We start from the raw sequence: 12,888 nt of genomic DNA on the forward strand, positions 1-12,888 counted from the left end.
CCTCCGGGATGATCGGACCGGTTGGCGCGATCCCCTCATGAGCCCCAGGGAACCAGCGCTATCTCATTGGCATGCCGCGTTTTCTTGCCCGCGAACAGGCATCGGCCCGCCGGCCAAGCTCTAACCGAGACCGCGCCGGACGGCCATCCGTCGAAGGGCCTATGATGCACTGCAAAAACAAAAAAACGGCGCGGGACAATCCCGCGCCGCTTTTTGACTGTTCCGGCCATCGGGCGCTCGGGCGCCCCGATGGCCAGGGAATCAGCGGGTCGGCGGCGCCAGCGGCGCGGCACCGGCCGGCGGCGCACCGAGCGGTGCTGCCGGTGCCGGCAGGCCGGGCGCGGCCGGGGCACCGGGAGCGCCACCCTGCTGCTGCTGTTGCTGCTGCAGGCGGCGCTGGGCCTCCTCGCCGCGGCGCTGCAATTCCTCGGCGAGCTTGCGCTGGCTCTCCTCATAGGCCTTCGGGTCGACCGGCTGGCCGTCATAAGAAGCCTGGAAGCCGGTCAGCGACATGGCGAGCGAGATCGCCCGGTTGTTCATGTTGACGACCTGGATGTTCAGGTTGTTCGCGCGCTTCATGCGGTTCAGGAAATCCGGCTGGATTTCCATCTGGGCGAAGCAGGCATTGGGCAGGCAAACCTCATAGCGCATGGCCTGCGGCGTCGGCGCGCCCTGGCCGCCTTCGAGCACCACGCGGATGCCCGGCTGCAGCGACATGCCGACCGGCACGGCGATGATCAGGCGCGGCTTCTCGCCTTCGAGTTCGCGAATCTGCACGGAGGCGAGCATCTGGCCGTTCTCGGCGCGGGTCTCCTGCACGACCATGCAGAGCTTCTTGGTGGTCGGCGGGGTGCGCTCATCGACCGGCACATTGTCGCACAGCTTCACCCAAGGCGTCTGAATGGCCTGGAGCTGCGGTTCGGCGGCGGCCGGCGCGGCGGGTGCCGCCGGCTGGGCCGGCTGGGCTGGACGTTGCGCCGGGCGTTGGCCCTGCTGCGCAAGCGCGACCGCCGGCAACAGCAGCAGTGCGGCGCCGAGGCCCAGGCGAGCCGGAACGGAGAGACGGGACATGGAAAGAGTCCTTTCGGTCGTTGTCCCGGCGGCGCACGCGCAAAACGCGGTGGATCGGAACGGCAGGAAACGGAATCGGGACGCGCTCTTTCGCCATTGAACGTGGCGACACTTGGGCGCGACCTCCGGTGGCGGTAGATAGCGGCTCGCTTGACGCTTGGAAAGCGGGAATCATTGGCCCATCGTGATAAGCCTCGACGCCGATGCGACAGCTCCTGGACTCGATGATCCCCCGCCTCCTCACGATCGTGGCCTGTCTCTGCCTGGCGCCCGCCGCCGGCGCGACCGATTGGCCCCGTGCCGAAATCCGCACTGGCATTGCGATGCACGGCGAGCCCGCCCGCTCCGCCGACCTCGCCCATCGCCGCTACGTCAATCCGGACGCGCCGAAGGGCGGCCGGCTGGTCATCGGGCTTCCCGGCACCTTCGATACGCTCAACCCTTTCGTGGTCCGCGGGCTCTCGGTCCCCGGCGCCCGGTCCTATCTGCACGAGACCCTGCTGGCGCGCTCCTATGACGAGCCGTTCACGCTCTATCCGCAGATCGCCCGCGGCCTCGAGGTTCCCGACGACCGGTCCTGGGTGATCTTCCACCTGGACCCCAGGGCGCGCTTCTCCGACGGCCGCCGGATCACCGCCGACGATGTGCTGTTTTCCTGGGAACTGCTGCGCGAGCGCGGCCGGCCGAACCACCGGACCTATTATCGCAAGGTGGCGCGGGCCGATCGCCTCGACGACCTGACCATCCGTTTCGACCTCGCCGGCGCCCAGGACCGCGAACTGCCGCTGATTCTCGCCCTGATGCCGATCCTGCCGCGCCACGCGATCAATCTCGCGAGCTTCGAGGACACCACCCTGACCCCGCTCGTCGGCTCCGGCGCCTATACCGTCGGCGAGGTTCGCCCGGGCGAAAGCCTGACGCTGAAGCGCAACCCGGACTGGTGGGGCCGCGACCTGCCGATCAACCGCGGGCTCTTCAATTTCGACGAGATACGCTTCGATTTCTATCGCGATTCCAACACCTTGTTCGAGGCCTTCAAGAAGGGCCTGGTCGACATGCGGGCGGAAACCGACCCGGGCCAATGGGCTTCGGGTTATGATTTCCCGGCCATGCGCGACGGCCGCGTCGTGCGCGACAACATCCACCCCGGCACGCCCAAGGGCATCCGCGGCTTCGCCATGAATATCCGGCGGCCGGTGTTCCAGGACATCCGCGTGCGCGAGGCGCTGGGCCTGCTGTTCGACTTCGAATGGGCCGACCGGACGCTCTATGCCAATGGCTTCCAGAGGACCCTGTCGATCTTCGAGGATTCCGAACTGTCGGCACGCCGCCGCCCGGCAAGCCCGGCCGAGCGCGCGCTCCTGGCCAAGGTCGGCGCCGCGGTCCGCCCGGACATTCTGGAGGGCGGTTACGACGCACCGGTCTCGGACGGCACCGGAACCGATCGCAACCGGCTGCGCGAGGCGATCCGGCTGTTCCAGGCCGCCGGCTGGGAGCTGAAGGACGGCGTGCTGCGCAACCGCGCCACCGGCGAGCCGTTCGGCTTCGAGCTGTTGACGCTGACCAAGGACCAGGAGCGGCTGGCGCTGACCTATCAGCGCTTCCTGCGGCGGGCCGGCATCACCGCCCGCGTCCGTACCGTCGATGCCGTGCAATATGACCGGCGGGTGCGCGACTATGATTTCGACATGATCGACTATCGCTGGTGGAACGTCTCGCTGTCGCCCGGCAACGAGCAGGCCTTTTATTGGGGCAGCGAAGCCGGCCGTTCGCCCGGCAGCCGCAACGTCGCCGGCATCGCCGACGCCGCGGCCGACCAGCTGATCGCCACCATCATCGAGGCGCGCTCGCGCCAGGACCTGGTCACCGCCGCGCGGGCGCTCGACCGCGTGCTGATATCCGGCTTCTACTGGGTGCCGTTGTTTCACGAGCCGGCGCAATGGGTGGCGCGCTGGACCCATATTGGAATTCCTGCCGAATCAGCGGTTTTCGGCTATCTCCCTGAGACGTGGTGGCGCGAAGAGCCTGGAGGGGCGACGCGGCAGTGATCTTGACCGGTGGGCGAACCAGGACTGCAACAGCTGCGCCGGCCGGCATGACGGGCCGCGCGACGCTCGATGGCCTGCTTCGCCGCGCCGCCGAGATCCGGCCTGAGGCAGCCGCCCTGGTCGACGCCGCCAATCGGCCGCAAGTGACCGGTGGCGAGGCGCGCCGCTTCGACTGGGCGAGCCTCGACAAGACCGTCGATGCCCTGGCGGCGCGGCTGCGCGCGCTGGGCTTTCCCACCGACAGCGTTGTCGCCACCCAGTTTCCGCTCGGTTCGGACGGCATCGTGGCGCTGTTCGCCATCATCCGTGCCGGCTTGATCGCCGCACCCCTGCCGCTCGGCTGGGGCCGACGCGAAACCGTCGCTCACCTGCAGCGCCTCGGTGCGCGCGCGATCCTGACCGCCGGCCGTGCCGGGCCGATCGACTGCGCCGACATGATGCGCTTCGCCGCCGCCGAGACCTTTTCGGTACGCTTCGTCATGTCGATCGGCGCGCCGGTGCTCGACGGTGTCGTGCCGCTCGACGACGTCTTCGACCACGCCGGCACGCCTGAGCCGATCGAGACGCCCCGGCCGGGCAATGCGGCGGATCATATTGCCCTGGTCACCGTCGACACGACGGCCGAAGGCCATCTGGCGGTGCCGCGCAGCCATAATGAAATCATCGCCGGCGGGCTCGCCGCCTTCATGGCCGGCGTGCCGGACGAGACCGCGATCTTCGCCGCCACGCTGGCGCTCGACGCCTTTGCCGGGATCGCCCTGCAGATCGTGCCCTGGCTGATGTGCGGCGGCACTTTGGTGGCCCATCCGCCCTTCGCGCCGCGGGTTTTCGCCGACGATCTGGCAAAGGACCGGGTGACCCACGCCGTGCTGCCGGTGGCGGCGGCGGCCAGCCTGTTCGAGGCCGCGCCCAAGGCCCGCCCGGCACTGCGCCACCTGACATTGCTGGCGCGGCGGGCGGCCGACATCGCCGCGGCTCATGAGGTTCGTCCGGAGGCGGTCGCCGTCGACGTGTTTTTTGGTGCCGGTGAAGCCGGCCTGACCCGGACGCTTAGCCCCGGAGCCGCCGGTGGCGTGCCGCTTGGTCCCGATACATTCGCAACCGGCGCCGGCCAGGCCCCGGTCCTGGTCGAGACCCGCGCCGGTCCGGCCGGAACCCTGCAACTGCGCGGCGCCATGGTGCCGGCTTTCGCTTTTCCGCCCGGCGCGGAACGCGGCCTGCCGCCCTTCTGGTCAACCGATGCCGAGGGCTTTTTCGATACCGGCCTGCCCGTCGCCACCGACAAGGCCGCGCGCGCGCTGATCGTGGGAGACGGGCCTCAGGGCGTCATCGCCATTGGCGGACGGCGCTTCGCCGAGGCCGAAATCCGGGCGGCCTACGTCGAGGCCGGCGGCGAGATCGCGCCGGTGGTGCGGGCAGATCCCGTGCTGGGCCAGCGGGTTGCCGGGATTGTCGGTGACGGCCGCGCCATCGTCGGGCTCGCCGGGCGGCTTCAGGACACCGGCTTGACACCGCTCGGTGTTCCCGGCGGCCAGCGCCATCATGCGGGGCCCCTGCCGTTTGAGGACACCCGCCCGCCGGACCTGCAACCGGCGCGCGACCCCTTGACCGAGACCCAGGCGGCGCTCGAACAGCTCCTGACCATGGCGCGGGCGGCGACCGCCGGCTGAGCCATCCTGGCCGATTGTCGCCGGCAGAGACAAAAAAGGAGGGCCGGACAAGCCGGCCCTCCCCTCATGCGGTCATTGCGGAGGTTCAGTTGCAACCGCAACCGTGTCCGCCACCCAGAAGACCACCAACGATGCCGGTGACGCCCCTGATGTTCAGGATGCCGCTGAGGACATTCGTACGGCTGCCGTTCAACACCGGCACATTCACGGTATTGCCATTGGCAATGCCGTTCAGGGCCGAGACGTTGATGTTGCCGAGATTCAGCAACCCGCCACCTGACGAGCCACCACGGCCGCCAGCAAAAGCCGGAGTTGCTGCAAGAGTCGCCAGAGTAACGAGAACAAGAGTGCGTTTCATGACATTCCTCCAGGTAATCGCCGGACCAATCCGGTCGATAACATGTGTTTTAAATTGACACATTCGGCTTGACAATCTTTGGATCTTTTTAACCATACTTCGTATTGTTAACGCGGCAGTATTACTACAAACAACAAAGAAGAACGGTCAGGCGCACTGACATAGGAATTGTTGTCCCGCGGCGACCAAATCCGACAACTGATCGTTTACCAAGAATTAGCAATGAATGACTGATCATTCCGGTGGCAATTGACGGATTCCCAGGCAACCCCGGGTGAGTTCATGCAGCATTCCATTGCGCTGAGTCTGGCCCTCGCGACGCTGACAATGGTCAGTTTGACGCCGGTTGCAGCGACCGAAGATTCCGTAAGGGAATACTCCGCCGCGACCTTCGGTTTACGTGGCGGATACGATTCAAATCCGATGAATTTCTCTGGCGGACCGAGCAGCGCCTTCATGACCCAGAGCGCGACCTGGGACTATATTCGCGGCAGCGACAAGGACGGCTATGCCATCGCGATCGCCACCAACAACACGGTCTATGAGAGCCGCGAGGTCGACCCGGCCACCGCGCTCGGCCTCACCTTCCGGCACGCCTTCAGCCTGTCCGACAACCTGCTGCTGAGGAGTTCGCTCAGCGCCGTCCATGACCAGACCTGGTCGCGCCGCAGCGATGCGCTCATCTGGCGCGAGCGGCTCGACTACGACATCGGGCCGTTGCGCCTGTTCACCAGCGTCGACACCAAGGTCACCACGCTGAACGAACGCAATATCTTCGCGCTCGGCAGTTTCCTGCCTTATCCCGAAAGCTTCGTCACCCTGTCGGTGCTGCCGGGCGTGCTCTACCGGCTGTCCTTCGGCGAGATCGGCGTGTCGCTGACCGCCTCGCGCACCATGTTTCGCTTCGAGACCGACTATCTGGGCCTGCGCCGCAACAATGACCGGGTCCAGCCCAACCTGTTCGCCTCGGCCACCTTCTGGGGCATCAAGGTCGAGGGCTCGCTGTCCTATGCGCGGGTGACCTTTCCGGCCGGTGACTTCGATAACCTGCAGCGGCTGCTCTATACGGCCAAGGCCACGATCCCGCTCGAGCTGTTCCGGCTGCCGATCGAGAAACTGACATTGGAACTGTCGTCGGGGCGGACGCTGGAAGACACCACCTTGCCGTTCTCGGTGATCAATGTCTCGACGCTCAGCGATGCGCGGCTGGTCGCCAAGTTCAATCCGAGCCACGCCCTCACCGTCTTCGCCCGGCGCAAGGACGACGAATATGTCGGGCTCGGCGCGCGCGCCGTGACCACCTCGCTCGGCGCCGAATATGCTTATACGTTCGACGGCGGACTGACCGCCATCGTCGCCGGGTCATGGCGTTACACCCAGGAAACCGGCAATATTCCGGTCTCCAGCCTGAACCTGCAGCTCGGCCTGTCGAAACGGATCGATTTCAGCCGGACCACCACCGCCGACGCCTCACGGGCGACGCCCGCGGCCCCGACGACCACCCGATGACCCCGGCGAGAATGCCGGCAATCGCCTTGTCGGCGGCGGCCTTCATCCCCAGATGGACCTGAGCCGGCCCGCCCTCTAAGATTCGGGCCGGTTGCCAGGGAGATCGCCCATGCCGGGTCAGACTGTTTCGGTCGACGTCATCTCGGACGTCGTCTGCCCGTGGTGCTTCATCGGCAAGCGCCGCCTGGAAAAGGCCCTGGCGCTGGTGCCCGACGTCAAGGTCGAGATCCGCTGGCGCCCCTTTCAGCTGGCGCCGGAACTGCCGCCGGCCGGCGTCCCGCGCGACCAGTACCTGATCCAGAAATTCGGCAGCCTGGACCGGACCAAGGAGATGTTCGAACGGGTCGCCAAGGTCGGCGCCGGCGACGGCATTGCCTTCGCCTTCGACAAGATCCAGGTGTCGCCGAACACGCTCGACGCCCACCGCCTGATCCTCTGGGCGCGCTCGGGCACGACCCAGGACGCGGTGGTCGAGGCCTTGTTCCGTGCCTATTTCATCGAGGGCAAGAACCTCGCCGATCGCCAGACCCTGATCGAGATCGGCGCCGCCAATGGCCTCGAGACCAATCTCCTGGCCGAACTCTATGCCTCCGATGCCGATATCGAGCGCACCCGGCGCGAGATCGCCTCGGCCCAGCGCATCGGCGTCACCGGCGTGCCGTTCTTCATCGTCGCCGAGCGTTATGGCATTGCCGGCGCCGAGGCCGCCGAAACCATTGCCGAGGCCATCCGGCAGGCGGCCAAGGAGACAGGCCAAGAGGCTGGCCAAGACGCTGGCCAGCAAGCCGGCGGAGCGCGGTCGGCAGCCGAGTAGACCGAACTCGCCGTTGCGGACGCGGCCGCGACGGGCTAAGCCCGCGTCATGGCGCAAGGACAGACCCTCACCCATCTCGATGCGGCCGGCCAGGCCAATATGGTCGACGTCTCGGCCAAGCCCGTGACCGAGCGGATCGCGGTTGCCGAAGGACGCGTGGTGATGCGCCCGGAGACCCTGGCCATCGTCAAGGCCGGCGAGGCCAAGAAGGGCGATGTGCTGGGCACCGCCCGGCTTGCCGGCATCATGGCCGCCAAACGCACCCACGACCTGATTCCGCTGTGCCATCCGCTGCTGATCAGCAAGGTGGTGGTCGAGATCGAGCCGGATGATGCCTTGCCGGGCGTCAGGGTCACCGCCACCGTCAAGGTCTCGGGCCAGACCGGTGTCGAGATGGAGGCTTTGACCGCCGTCTCGGTCGCCTGCCTGACCGTCTACGACATGGTCAAGGCGGTCGATCGCGGCATGCGCATCGAAGGCGTCCACGTGGTCGAAAAGACCGGTGGCGCTTCCGGCAGCTACCGGGCCGAATGACATGGCGGGTCTGCTGCCGGTCGCGGAGGCGCTCGCCCGTGTTCTCGATGGCGCCGGGCCTTTGCCCGAGGAATGGCTGCCGCTCGCCGAGGCCGACGGCCGGGTCCTGACCCGCGACCTCACCGCGACCCGCACCCAGCCGCCTCGAGCGGTATCGGCCATGGACGGTTATGCCGTGCGTGCCGCCGATCTTCCCGGCACCTTGCCGGTCATTGGCGAGAGCGCGGCCGGCAGGCCCTTTGCCGGCGCCCTGCCGCCCGGCACGGCCTTGCGCATCTTTACCGGCGCCGAAATGCCGGAAGGCGCCGACACGGTCGTCATCCAGGAAGACGTCGCGCGCCAGGGCGACCGCGTCTTGGTGTCGATCTCGGTCAGCCCCGGCCGGCATATCCGCCCGCAGGGGCTCGACTTCGCCGCAGGGCTGGTCGGATTGAGGGCCGGCACACGGCTCGACCCGCGCAAGCTGGCGCTCGCCGCCGCCATGAACCACGCGCGGCTGCCGGTCCACCGCGCGCCGCGCATTGCGATCCTGTCGACCGGCGACGAACTGGTCGAGCCGGGCACCGCGCCGGGCCCGGGGCAGATCGTCTCGTCCAATGCGCTGGCGGTCGCCACCCTGGTCCAGCGCGAAGGCGGCATCGCCACCAATCTCGGCATCTGCGCCGATCGGCTGGACGAGACGCTGGCCGCCGTGCGCGGCGCACGCCAGGCCCGTTTCGATATCCTGGTGACGTCGGGCGGCGCATCGGTCGGCGAATATGACCTGATGCGCGACGTCATCGAGCACGAGGGCGCAACCCTCGGTTTCTGGAAGATCGCCATGCGCCCCGGCAAGCCGCTGATGATGGCCGATCTCGGCGCCATGCGGCTTCTCGGCCTGCCCGGCAATCCGGTTGCCTCCTTCGTCTGCTCGACGATCTTCCTGCTGCCGCTGATCCGCCGTCTCGCCGGCCGTGCCGATGTCGAAACACCAACCGAAGACGCCGAACTCGGCGTCGATGTCGGGCCGAACGACCTGCGCGCCGACTACCTGCGCGCGGCGCTCGCCTGGCGCGGCGGCCGCCTGGTGGCGACGCCCTTCCCGATCCAGGATTCCTCGATGGTGCGGGTGCTGGCCGAGGCCGACGCGCTTGTTCTGCGCGCGCCCCATGCCGCCGCGGCGCCGGCCGGCAGCCCGTGCCGGATCATCCGCCTCGCGCGCTGATCAAGGCCTGCCAACCCGGTCGGCCCCGGTGAGCGGCGGACGCATCGACCATGCCGGGCGCCCGGAAGCCTTTTGGCTCAGGCGCCGCGTCCGACCCCGGTATAACTGAAGCCGTGACGCAGGACCTCGTCGCGCGGATAGATATTGCGCAGGTCGACCAGGGCCGGCGCCGCGACACAGCCTTTCAACCGCCGGAAGTTGAGGGCGCGGAACTGGTCCCATTCGGTGACGATGGTCACCACCGAAGCGCCTTCCGCGGCGTCGTAGGCGCTGGTGCAGAACGTCACGTCCGCCAGGAGCAGCCTGGCCTGCTCCATGCCTTCCGGGTCATAGGCCCGCACCCGCGCGCCGGCATCGAGCAGCGCCTGGATGATCGCCAGCGACGGCGCCTCGCGCATGTCGTCGGTGTTGGGTTTGAAGGTCAGACCCAAGATGGCGATCGTCTTGCCCCGCACCGAACCCTCCGCCGCGTCGATGATCTTGCGCGCCATCGCGCGTTTGCGTTGATCATTGACCGCCACCGTCGCCTCGATGAGACGCAGCGGCCTGTTGAGGTCTTGCGCCGTCTTGACCAGCGCCAGGGTATCCTTGGGAAAGCAGGACCCGCCATAACCCGGACCGGGGTGGAGAAACTTGGTGCCGATGCGTTTGTCCACGCCAATGCCGCGCGCCACTTCCTGCACGTCGGCGCCGGCGCGCTCGCACAGATCGGCGATCTCGTTGATGAAGGTGATCTTCATCGCGAGGAAGGCATTGGCGGCATATTTGATCAGCTCCGCCGCCCGGCGCGTGGTGAACAGCACCGGCGAGGCATTGAGGTAGAGCGGCCGGTAGATTTCGCTCATCACGTCGCGCGCCCTGATGTCGTCGGTGCCGACGACAATGCGGTCCGGCCGCTTGAAATCGGCGATCGCCGCCCCTTCGCGCAGGAATTCCGGATTGGCGACGACGGCGAAATCCGCTGCCGGATTGACGTCGCGGATGATCCGCTCGACTTCGTCGCTGGTGCCCACCGGCACCGTCGACTTGCTGATGACGACCACGAAACTCTTCAAGGCCGCGGCGATCTCGCGCGCCGCCGCATAGACATAGGACGTGTCGGCATAACCGTCGCCCCGCCGCGACGGCGTGCCGACCGCGATGAACACGGCCTCCGCCGTGCCGACCGACCCCGGCAGGTCGGTCGAGAACGTCAGGCGGCCGTCCGCCACGTTCTTGGCGACCAGCGCATCGAGGCCCGGTTCGTGAATCGGGATCAGGCCTTCGCGCAAGGCCCGCACTTTGGCGGCGTCGCTGTCGACGCAGGTCACACAATGTCCGAAATCGGCAAAGCAGGCCCCGGAAACCAGGCCGACATAGCCGCAGCCGATCATGGCGATACGCAAGGCCGTTCCCCTCGATGTCGGGTTGAAAGACTTTGGAAGACCTGATGGGGCGGACGGGCGGCGAACCGCCCGGCGCGTGGCCGGCGCGCCGGCTGGAGGACGCCGCGCCCGTCACGCGGGCGCGGGCAGCCGCTTGATGGCGCTGCCGTCAGGGTAAAACCGCGATGCGGGCGAGCAGCGTCACCAGTTCCGCCTGTCGCCTGGTCTGTGTCTTGGCGAAGACCGACGCCAATTGGGAACGGACCGTTGTCCGGCTGAGACACCGCCGGCGCGCGATCTCGGCCGGAACGACGCCCCTTGCCAGCTGAAGCGCCAGACGCGTCTCGGCCGCGGTCAGGCCGAACATCCGCTGCAGCATCGAGGGATTGGGCTCGAGATGAGCGTTGAGATCGAGCAGCATGACGATGCTGTGGCCGTCCGGCAGGTCTTCCGCCGGCTGGTTCAGGATCAGCGGCGCGTCGTCCTTGTCGGAAATGACCACCCAGGACAGCGCCCCGAGCAATGGCCGGGCCGGTGCGCGCTCGATCAGCCGCCTGAAGGCGCGGGAGAGATCGTCAAGCGGCCGCACGGCACCCGCCTCACGCTCCAGAATGGCGCGGGCGGTGGCGTTCGCTTCGACCACCCGCCTGCCCGCTTCGAGCAACAGATAGCCGCAGCCGATACGGTCCAGCATGCTCAGCACCGCGTTGCCGCGGTGAGCCTGCCGTTGGAGCGGGCTCGCGCCCTGCGAAGCGGATGGGAAAGCATCGATTTCGGCATTCGAATAGGGCACGCCAGCGAGCGGCACGCCCCGTGGAATTGATCTCTCGACCTGCTCGCCGACGAATGACATTGCGATGCTCCATTATTCTCAAATTCTGAATGAGAGACGACGGCGAACGTCAATATTCAACATTTGACGAGGTAATATCGTCACAAACGTCGTTCTATATTTTCTTATATTGAGCACTGTCGTGGAATTTGGAGAGACACTGCTCTTGGTGAATTCCAATATATGCACTTAAATTTTTGCAACCTTGGGTCATCGACCAGCAACAAATCATAACAAAAAGATCAAAATCGACACGAACTCTGAGGGGTTAGCGATTTGCACCCGAAGGAGGAGGTCAACCTTTGGCGGTAGGCGCGCCTCGGCGACAGGCCCGGACGCCTAGCCAGCACGGGCTACCCCGAAAGGGGTATCGCCTCGCCCGCGGGCGCGATTCCAAGCACTTGCCCTGAAGGGCGCCATGCGCGCCATGCCGCCGCCGGGTCTCTTGCGGCAAGGCGACGGTCATCCGCTGCACCGGACGCGGTGCCCGATCCCGCCGGCATCCGTCATGCAAACGAACGAAGACAGTGTTTGCCGCCCCTCCTAGCATTCGTGTGAGGCCCGGAAGGCGCGGCCAAGGCGGCGATCGAAACGACGCCGCGGCCTGCAGCCGACCGGGGGACCTTCCGCCATTCCTGCGCGATGGCGCTCGATGCGGACGATGTGCGGGTCCGATAAGGGCGCGCCGTCGCAAAGGCCACGTCAAGGAGGCTCGGATGAAGGCTGTGATCCAATGCGGCGGCCGGGGCACTCGCCTGCGTCCCTATACGGCTGTCCTCCCGAAACCGCTCATGCCGATCGGATCCAGGCCGGTCCTGGAGCTGCTGCTCAAGTGGCTCCGGCGCAACGGCATCCAGGAGGTCTTCATCACCACTGGCTATCTCGGCCATCTCATCCGCAGCTTCTGTGGCGACGGCAGCCAATGGAATCTGAAGATCAACTACACCCAGGAGGTGGAGCCGCTCGGCACGATCGGTCCGCTCGCGCCGCTGCGCGAGCACCTGGACAGCACCTTCCTCGTCCTCAACGGCGACGTCCTGACCGACATCAGCCTCAGCCAGTTCGTCAGCTGCCATCGCCGCTATCCGGGGCCCGTGACCATCGCGACGACCACCCGGACCACCAAGATGGACTTCGGCGTGATCGAGCAGGTCGACGACCGGGTCGTCAGCTTCCTGGAGAAACCGTCGCTGCCGCACCTGGTCAGCATGGGTCTCTATTGCATGGACCCGGAGGTGTTCGACCTCATCCCCTCGGGAATCCCCTACGGTTTCGATGATCTGATGTTCCAGATGCTCGAAAACGGCACGCCGGTGCATGTCTTCAAGCACCAGGGCCTCTGGCTCGACATTGGCCGGGTCGACGATTTCCACAAGGCCCAGGACATCGCCTGGGACGAGCAGTCGCTGGTCATCGAACCTCAGGCAGCCGCCTGACCGCCCGCCCCGCGGCGCCCGTCGGCGCGCCGCGGATCAGTCCAGGAC

The 12,888-nt window shown here is 66.9% G+C and carries 11 protein-coding genes; 7 read left to right on the plus strand and 4 right to left on the minus strand.

Annotated elements, in window-relative coordinates; genetic code table 11:
- Window positions 1–261: 261 nt before the first annotated feature.
- Window positions 262–1,071 (minus strand): invasion associated locus B family protein, encoded by an 810-nt coding sequence (locus E8M01_RS31690; RefSeq protein ID WP_136963811.1) that lies wholly within the window; start codon window positions 1,069–1,071, stop codon window positions 262–264.
- Between the two features lie 224 nt (window positions 1,072–1,295).
- Here E8M01_RS31690 and E8M01_RS31695 point away from each other — a divergent pair, with 224 nt between their 5' ends.
- Both E8M01_RS31695 and E8M01_RS31700 read left to right on the plus strand, forming a co-directional pair.
- The gene (locus E8M01_RS31695) at window positions 1,296–3,119 is read left to right on the plus strand and encodes an extracellular solute-binding protein (RefSeq protein ID WP_246088503.1); all 1,824 of its coding nucleotides are present in this window, start codon (window positions 1,296–1,298) and stop codon (window positions 3,117–3,119) included.
- 47 nt (window positions 3,120–3,166) lie between these two features.
- Entirely contained in the window at window positions 3,167–4,789 is a 1,623-nt protein-coding gene (locus E8M01_RS31700; RefSeq protein ID WP_136963813.1) for a class I adenylate-forming enzyme family protein, read from the plus strand.
- An 85-nt stretch (window positions 4,790–4,874) separates the two neighbouring features.
- Here the strand turns inward: E8M01_RS31700 and E8M01_RS31705 are convergent, their stop codons facing one another.
- Window positions 4,875–5,147, minus strand: a complete 273-nt coding sequence (locus E8M01_RS31705; RefSeq protein ID WP_136963814.1) for a hypothetical protein — start codon at window positions 5,145–5,147, stop codon at window positions 4,875–4,877.
- A gap of 456 nt (window positions 5,148–5,603) precedes the next feature.
- Between E8M01_RS31705 and E8M01_RS31710 the strand changes: the two genes are divergently transcribed.
- From E8M01_RS31710 to E8M01_RS31725, 4 genes are all read left to right on the plus strand, one after another.
- Window positions 5,604–6,656, plus strand: coding sequence for a hypothetical protein (locus tag E8M01_RS31710; RefSeq protein WP_136963815.1), 1,053 nt, complete (start codon window positions 5,604–5,606; stop codon window positions 6,654–6,656).
- Window positions 6,657–6,765: 109 nt separating this feature from the next.
- Window positions 6,766–7,470, plus strand: a complete 705-nt coding sequence (locus E8M01_RS31715; RefSeq protein WP_136963816.1) for a DsbA family oxidoreductase — start codon at window positions 6,766–6,768, stop codon at window positions 7,468–7,470.
- A 48-nt stretch (window positions 7,471–7,518) separates the two neighbouring features.
- Window positions 7,519–8,004: a cyclic pyranopterin monophosphate synthase MoaC gene (gene moaC / locus E8M01_RS31720; RefSeq protein ID WP_136963817.1), complete on the plus strand. Its 486-nt coding sequence runs from the start codon at window positions 7,519–7,521 to the stop codon at window positions 8,002–8,004.
- A gap of 1 nt (window position 8,005) precedes the next feature.
- The gene (locus E8M01_RS31725) at window positions 8,006–9,208 is read left to right on the plus strand and encodes a molybdopterin molybdotransferase MoeA (RefSeq protein ID WP_136963818.1); all 1,203 of its coding nucleotides are present in this window, start codon (window positions 8,006–8,008) and stop codon (window positions 9,206–9,208) included.
- 77 nt (window positions 9,209–9,285) lie between these two features.
- On the opposite strand, the gene E8M01_RS31730 is transcribed toward E8M01_RS31725, so the two are convergent.
- Window positions 9,286–10,593: a UDP-glucose dehydrogenase family protein gene (locus tag E8M01_RS31730; RefSeq protein WP_136963819.1), complete on the minus strand. Its 1,308-nt coding sequence runs from the start codon at window positions 10,591–10,593 to the stop codon at window positions 9,286–9,288.
- 148 nt (window positions 10,594–10,741) lie between these two features.
- Window positions 10,742–11,266, minus strand: coding sequence for a helix-turn-helix transcriptional regulator (locus E8M01_RS31735; RefSeq protein ID WP_136963820.1), 525 nt, complete (start codon window positions 11,264–11,266; stop codon window positions 10,742–10,744).
- Between the two features lie 854 nt (window positions 11,267–12,120).
- Here E8M01_RS31735 and E8M01_RS31740 point away from each other — a divergent pair.
- Window positions 12,121–12,840: a nucleotidyltransferase family protein gene (locus E8M01_RS31740; protein ID WP_136963821.1), complete on the plus strand. Its 720-nt coding sequence runs from the start codon at window positions 12,121–12,123 to the stop codon at window positions 12,838–12,840.
- Window positions 12,841–12,888 lie beyond the last annotated feature (48 nt).

It is taken from the genome of Phreatobacter stygius, from assembly GCF_005144885.1.
Taxonomy (GTDB): Bacteria; Pseudomonadota; Alphaproteobacteria; order Rhizobiales; family Phreatobacteraceae; genus Phreatobacter; species Phreatobacter stygius.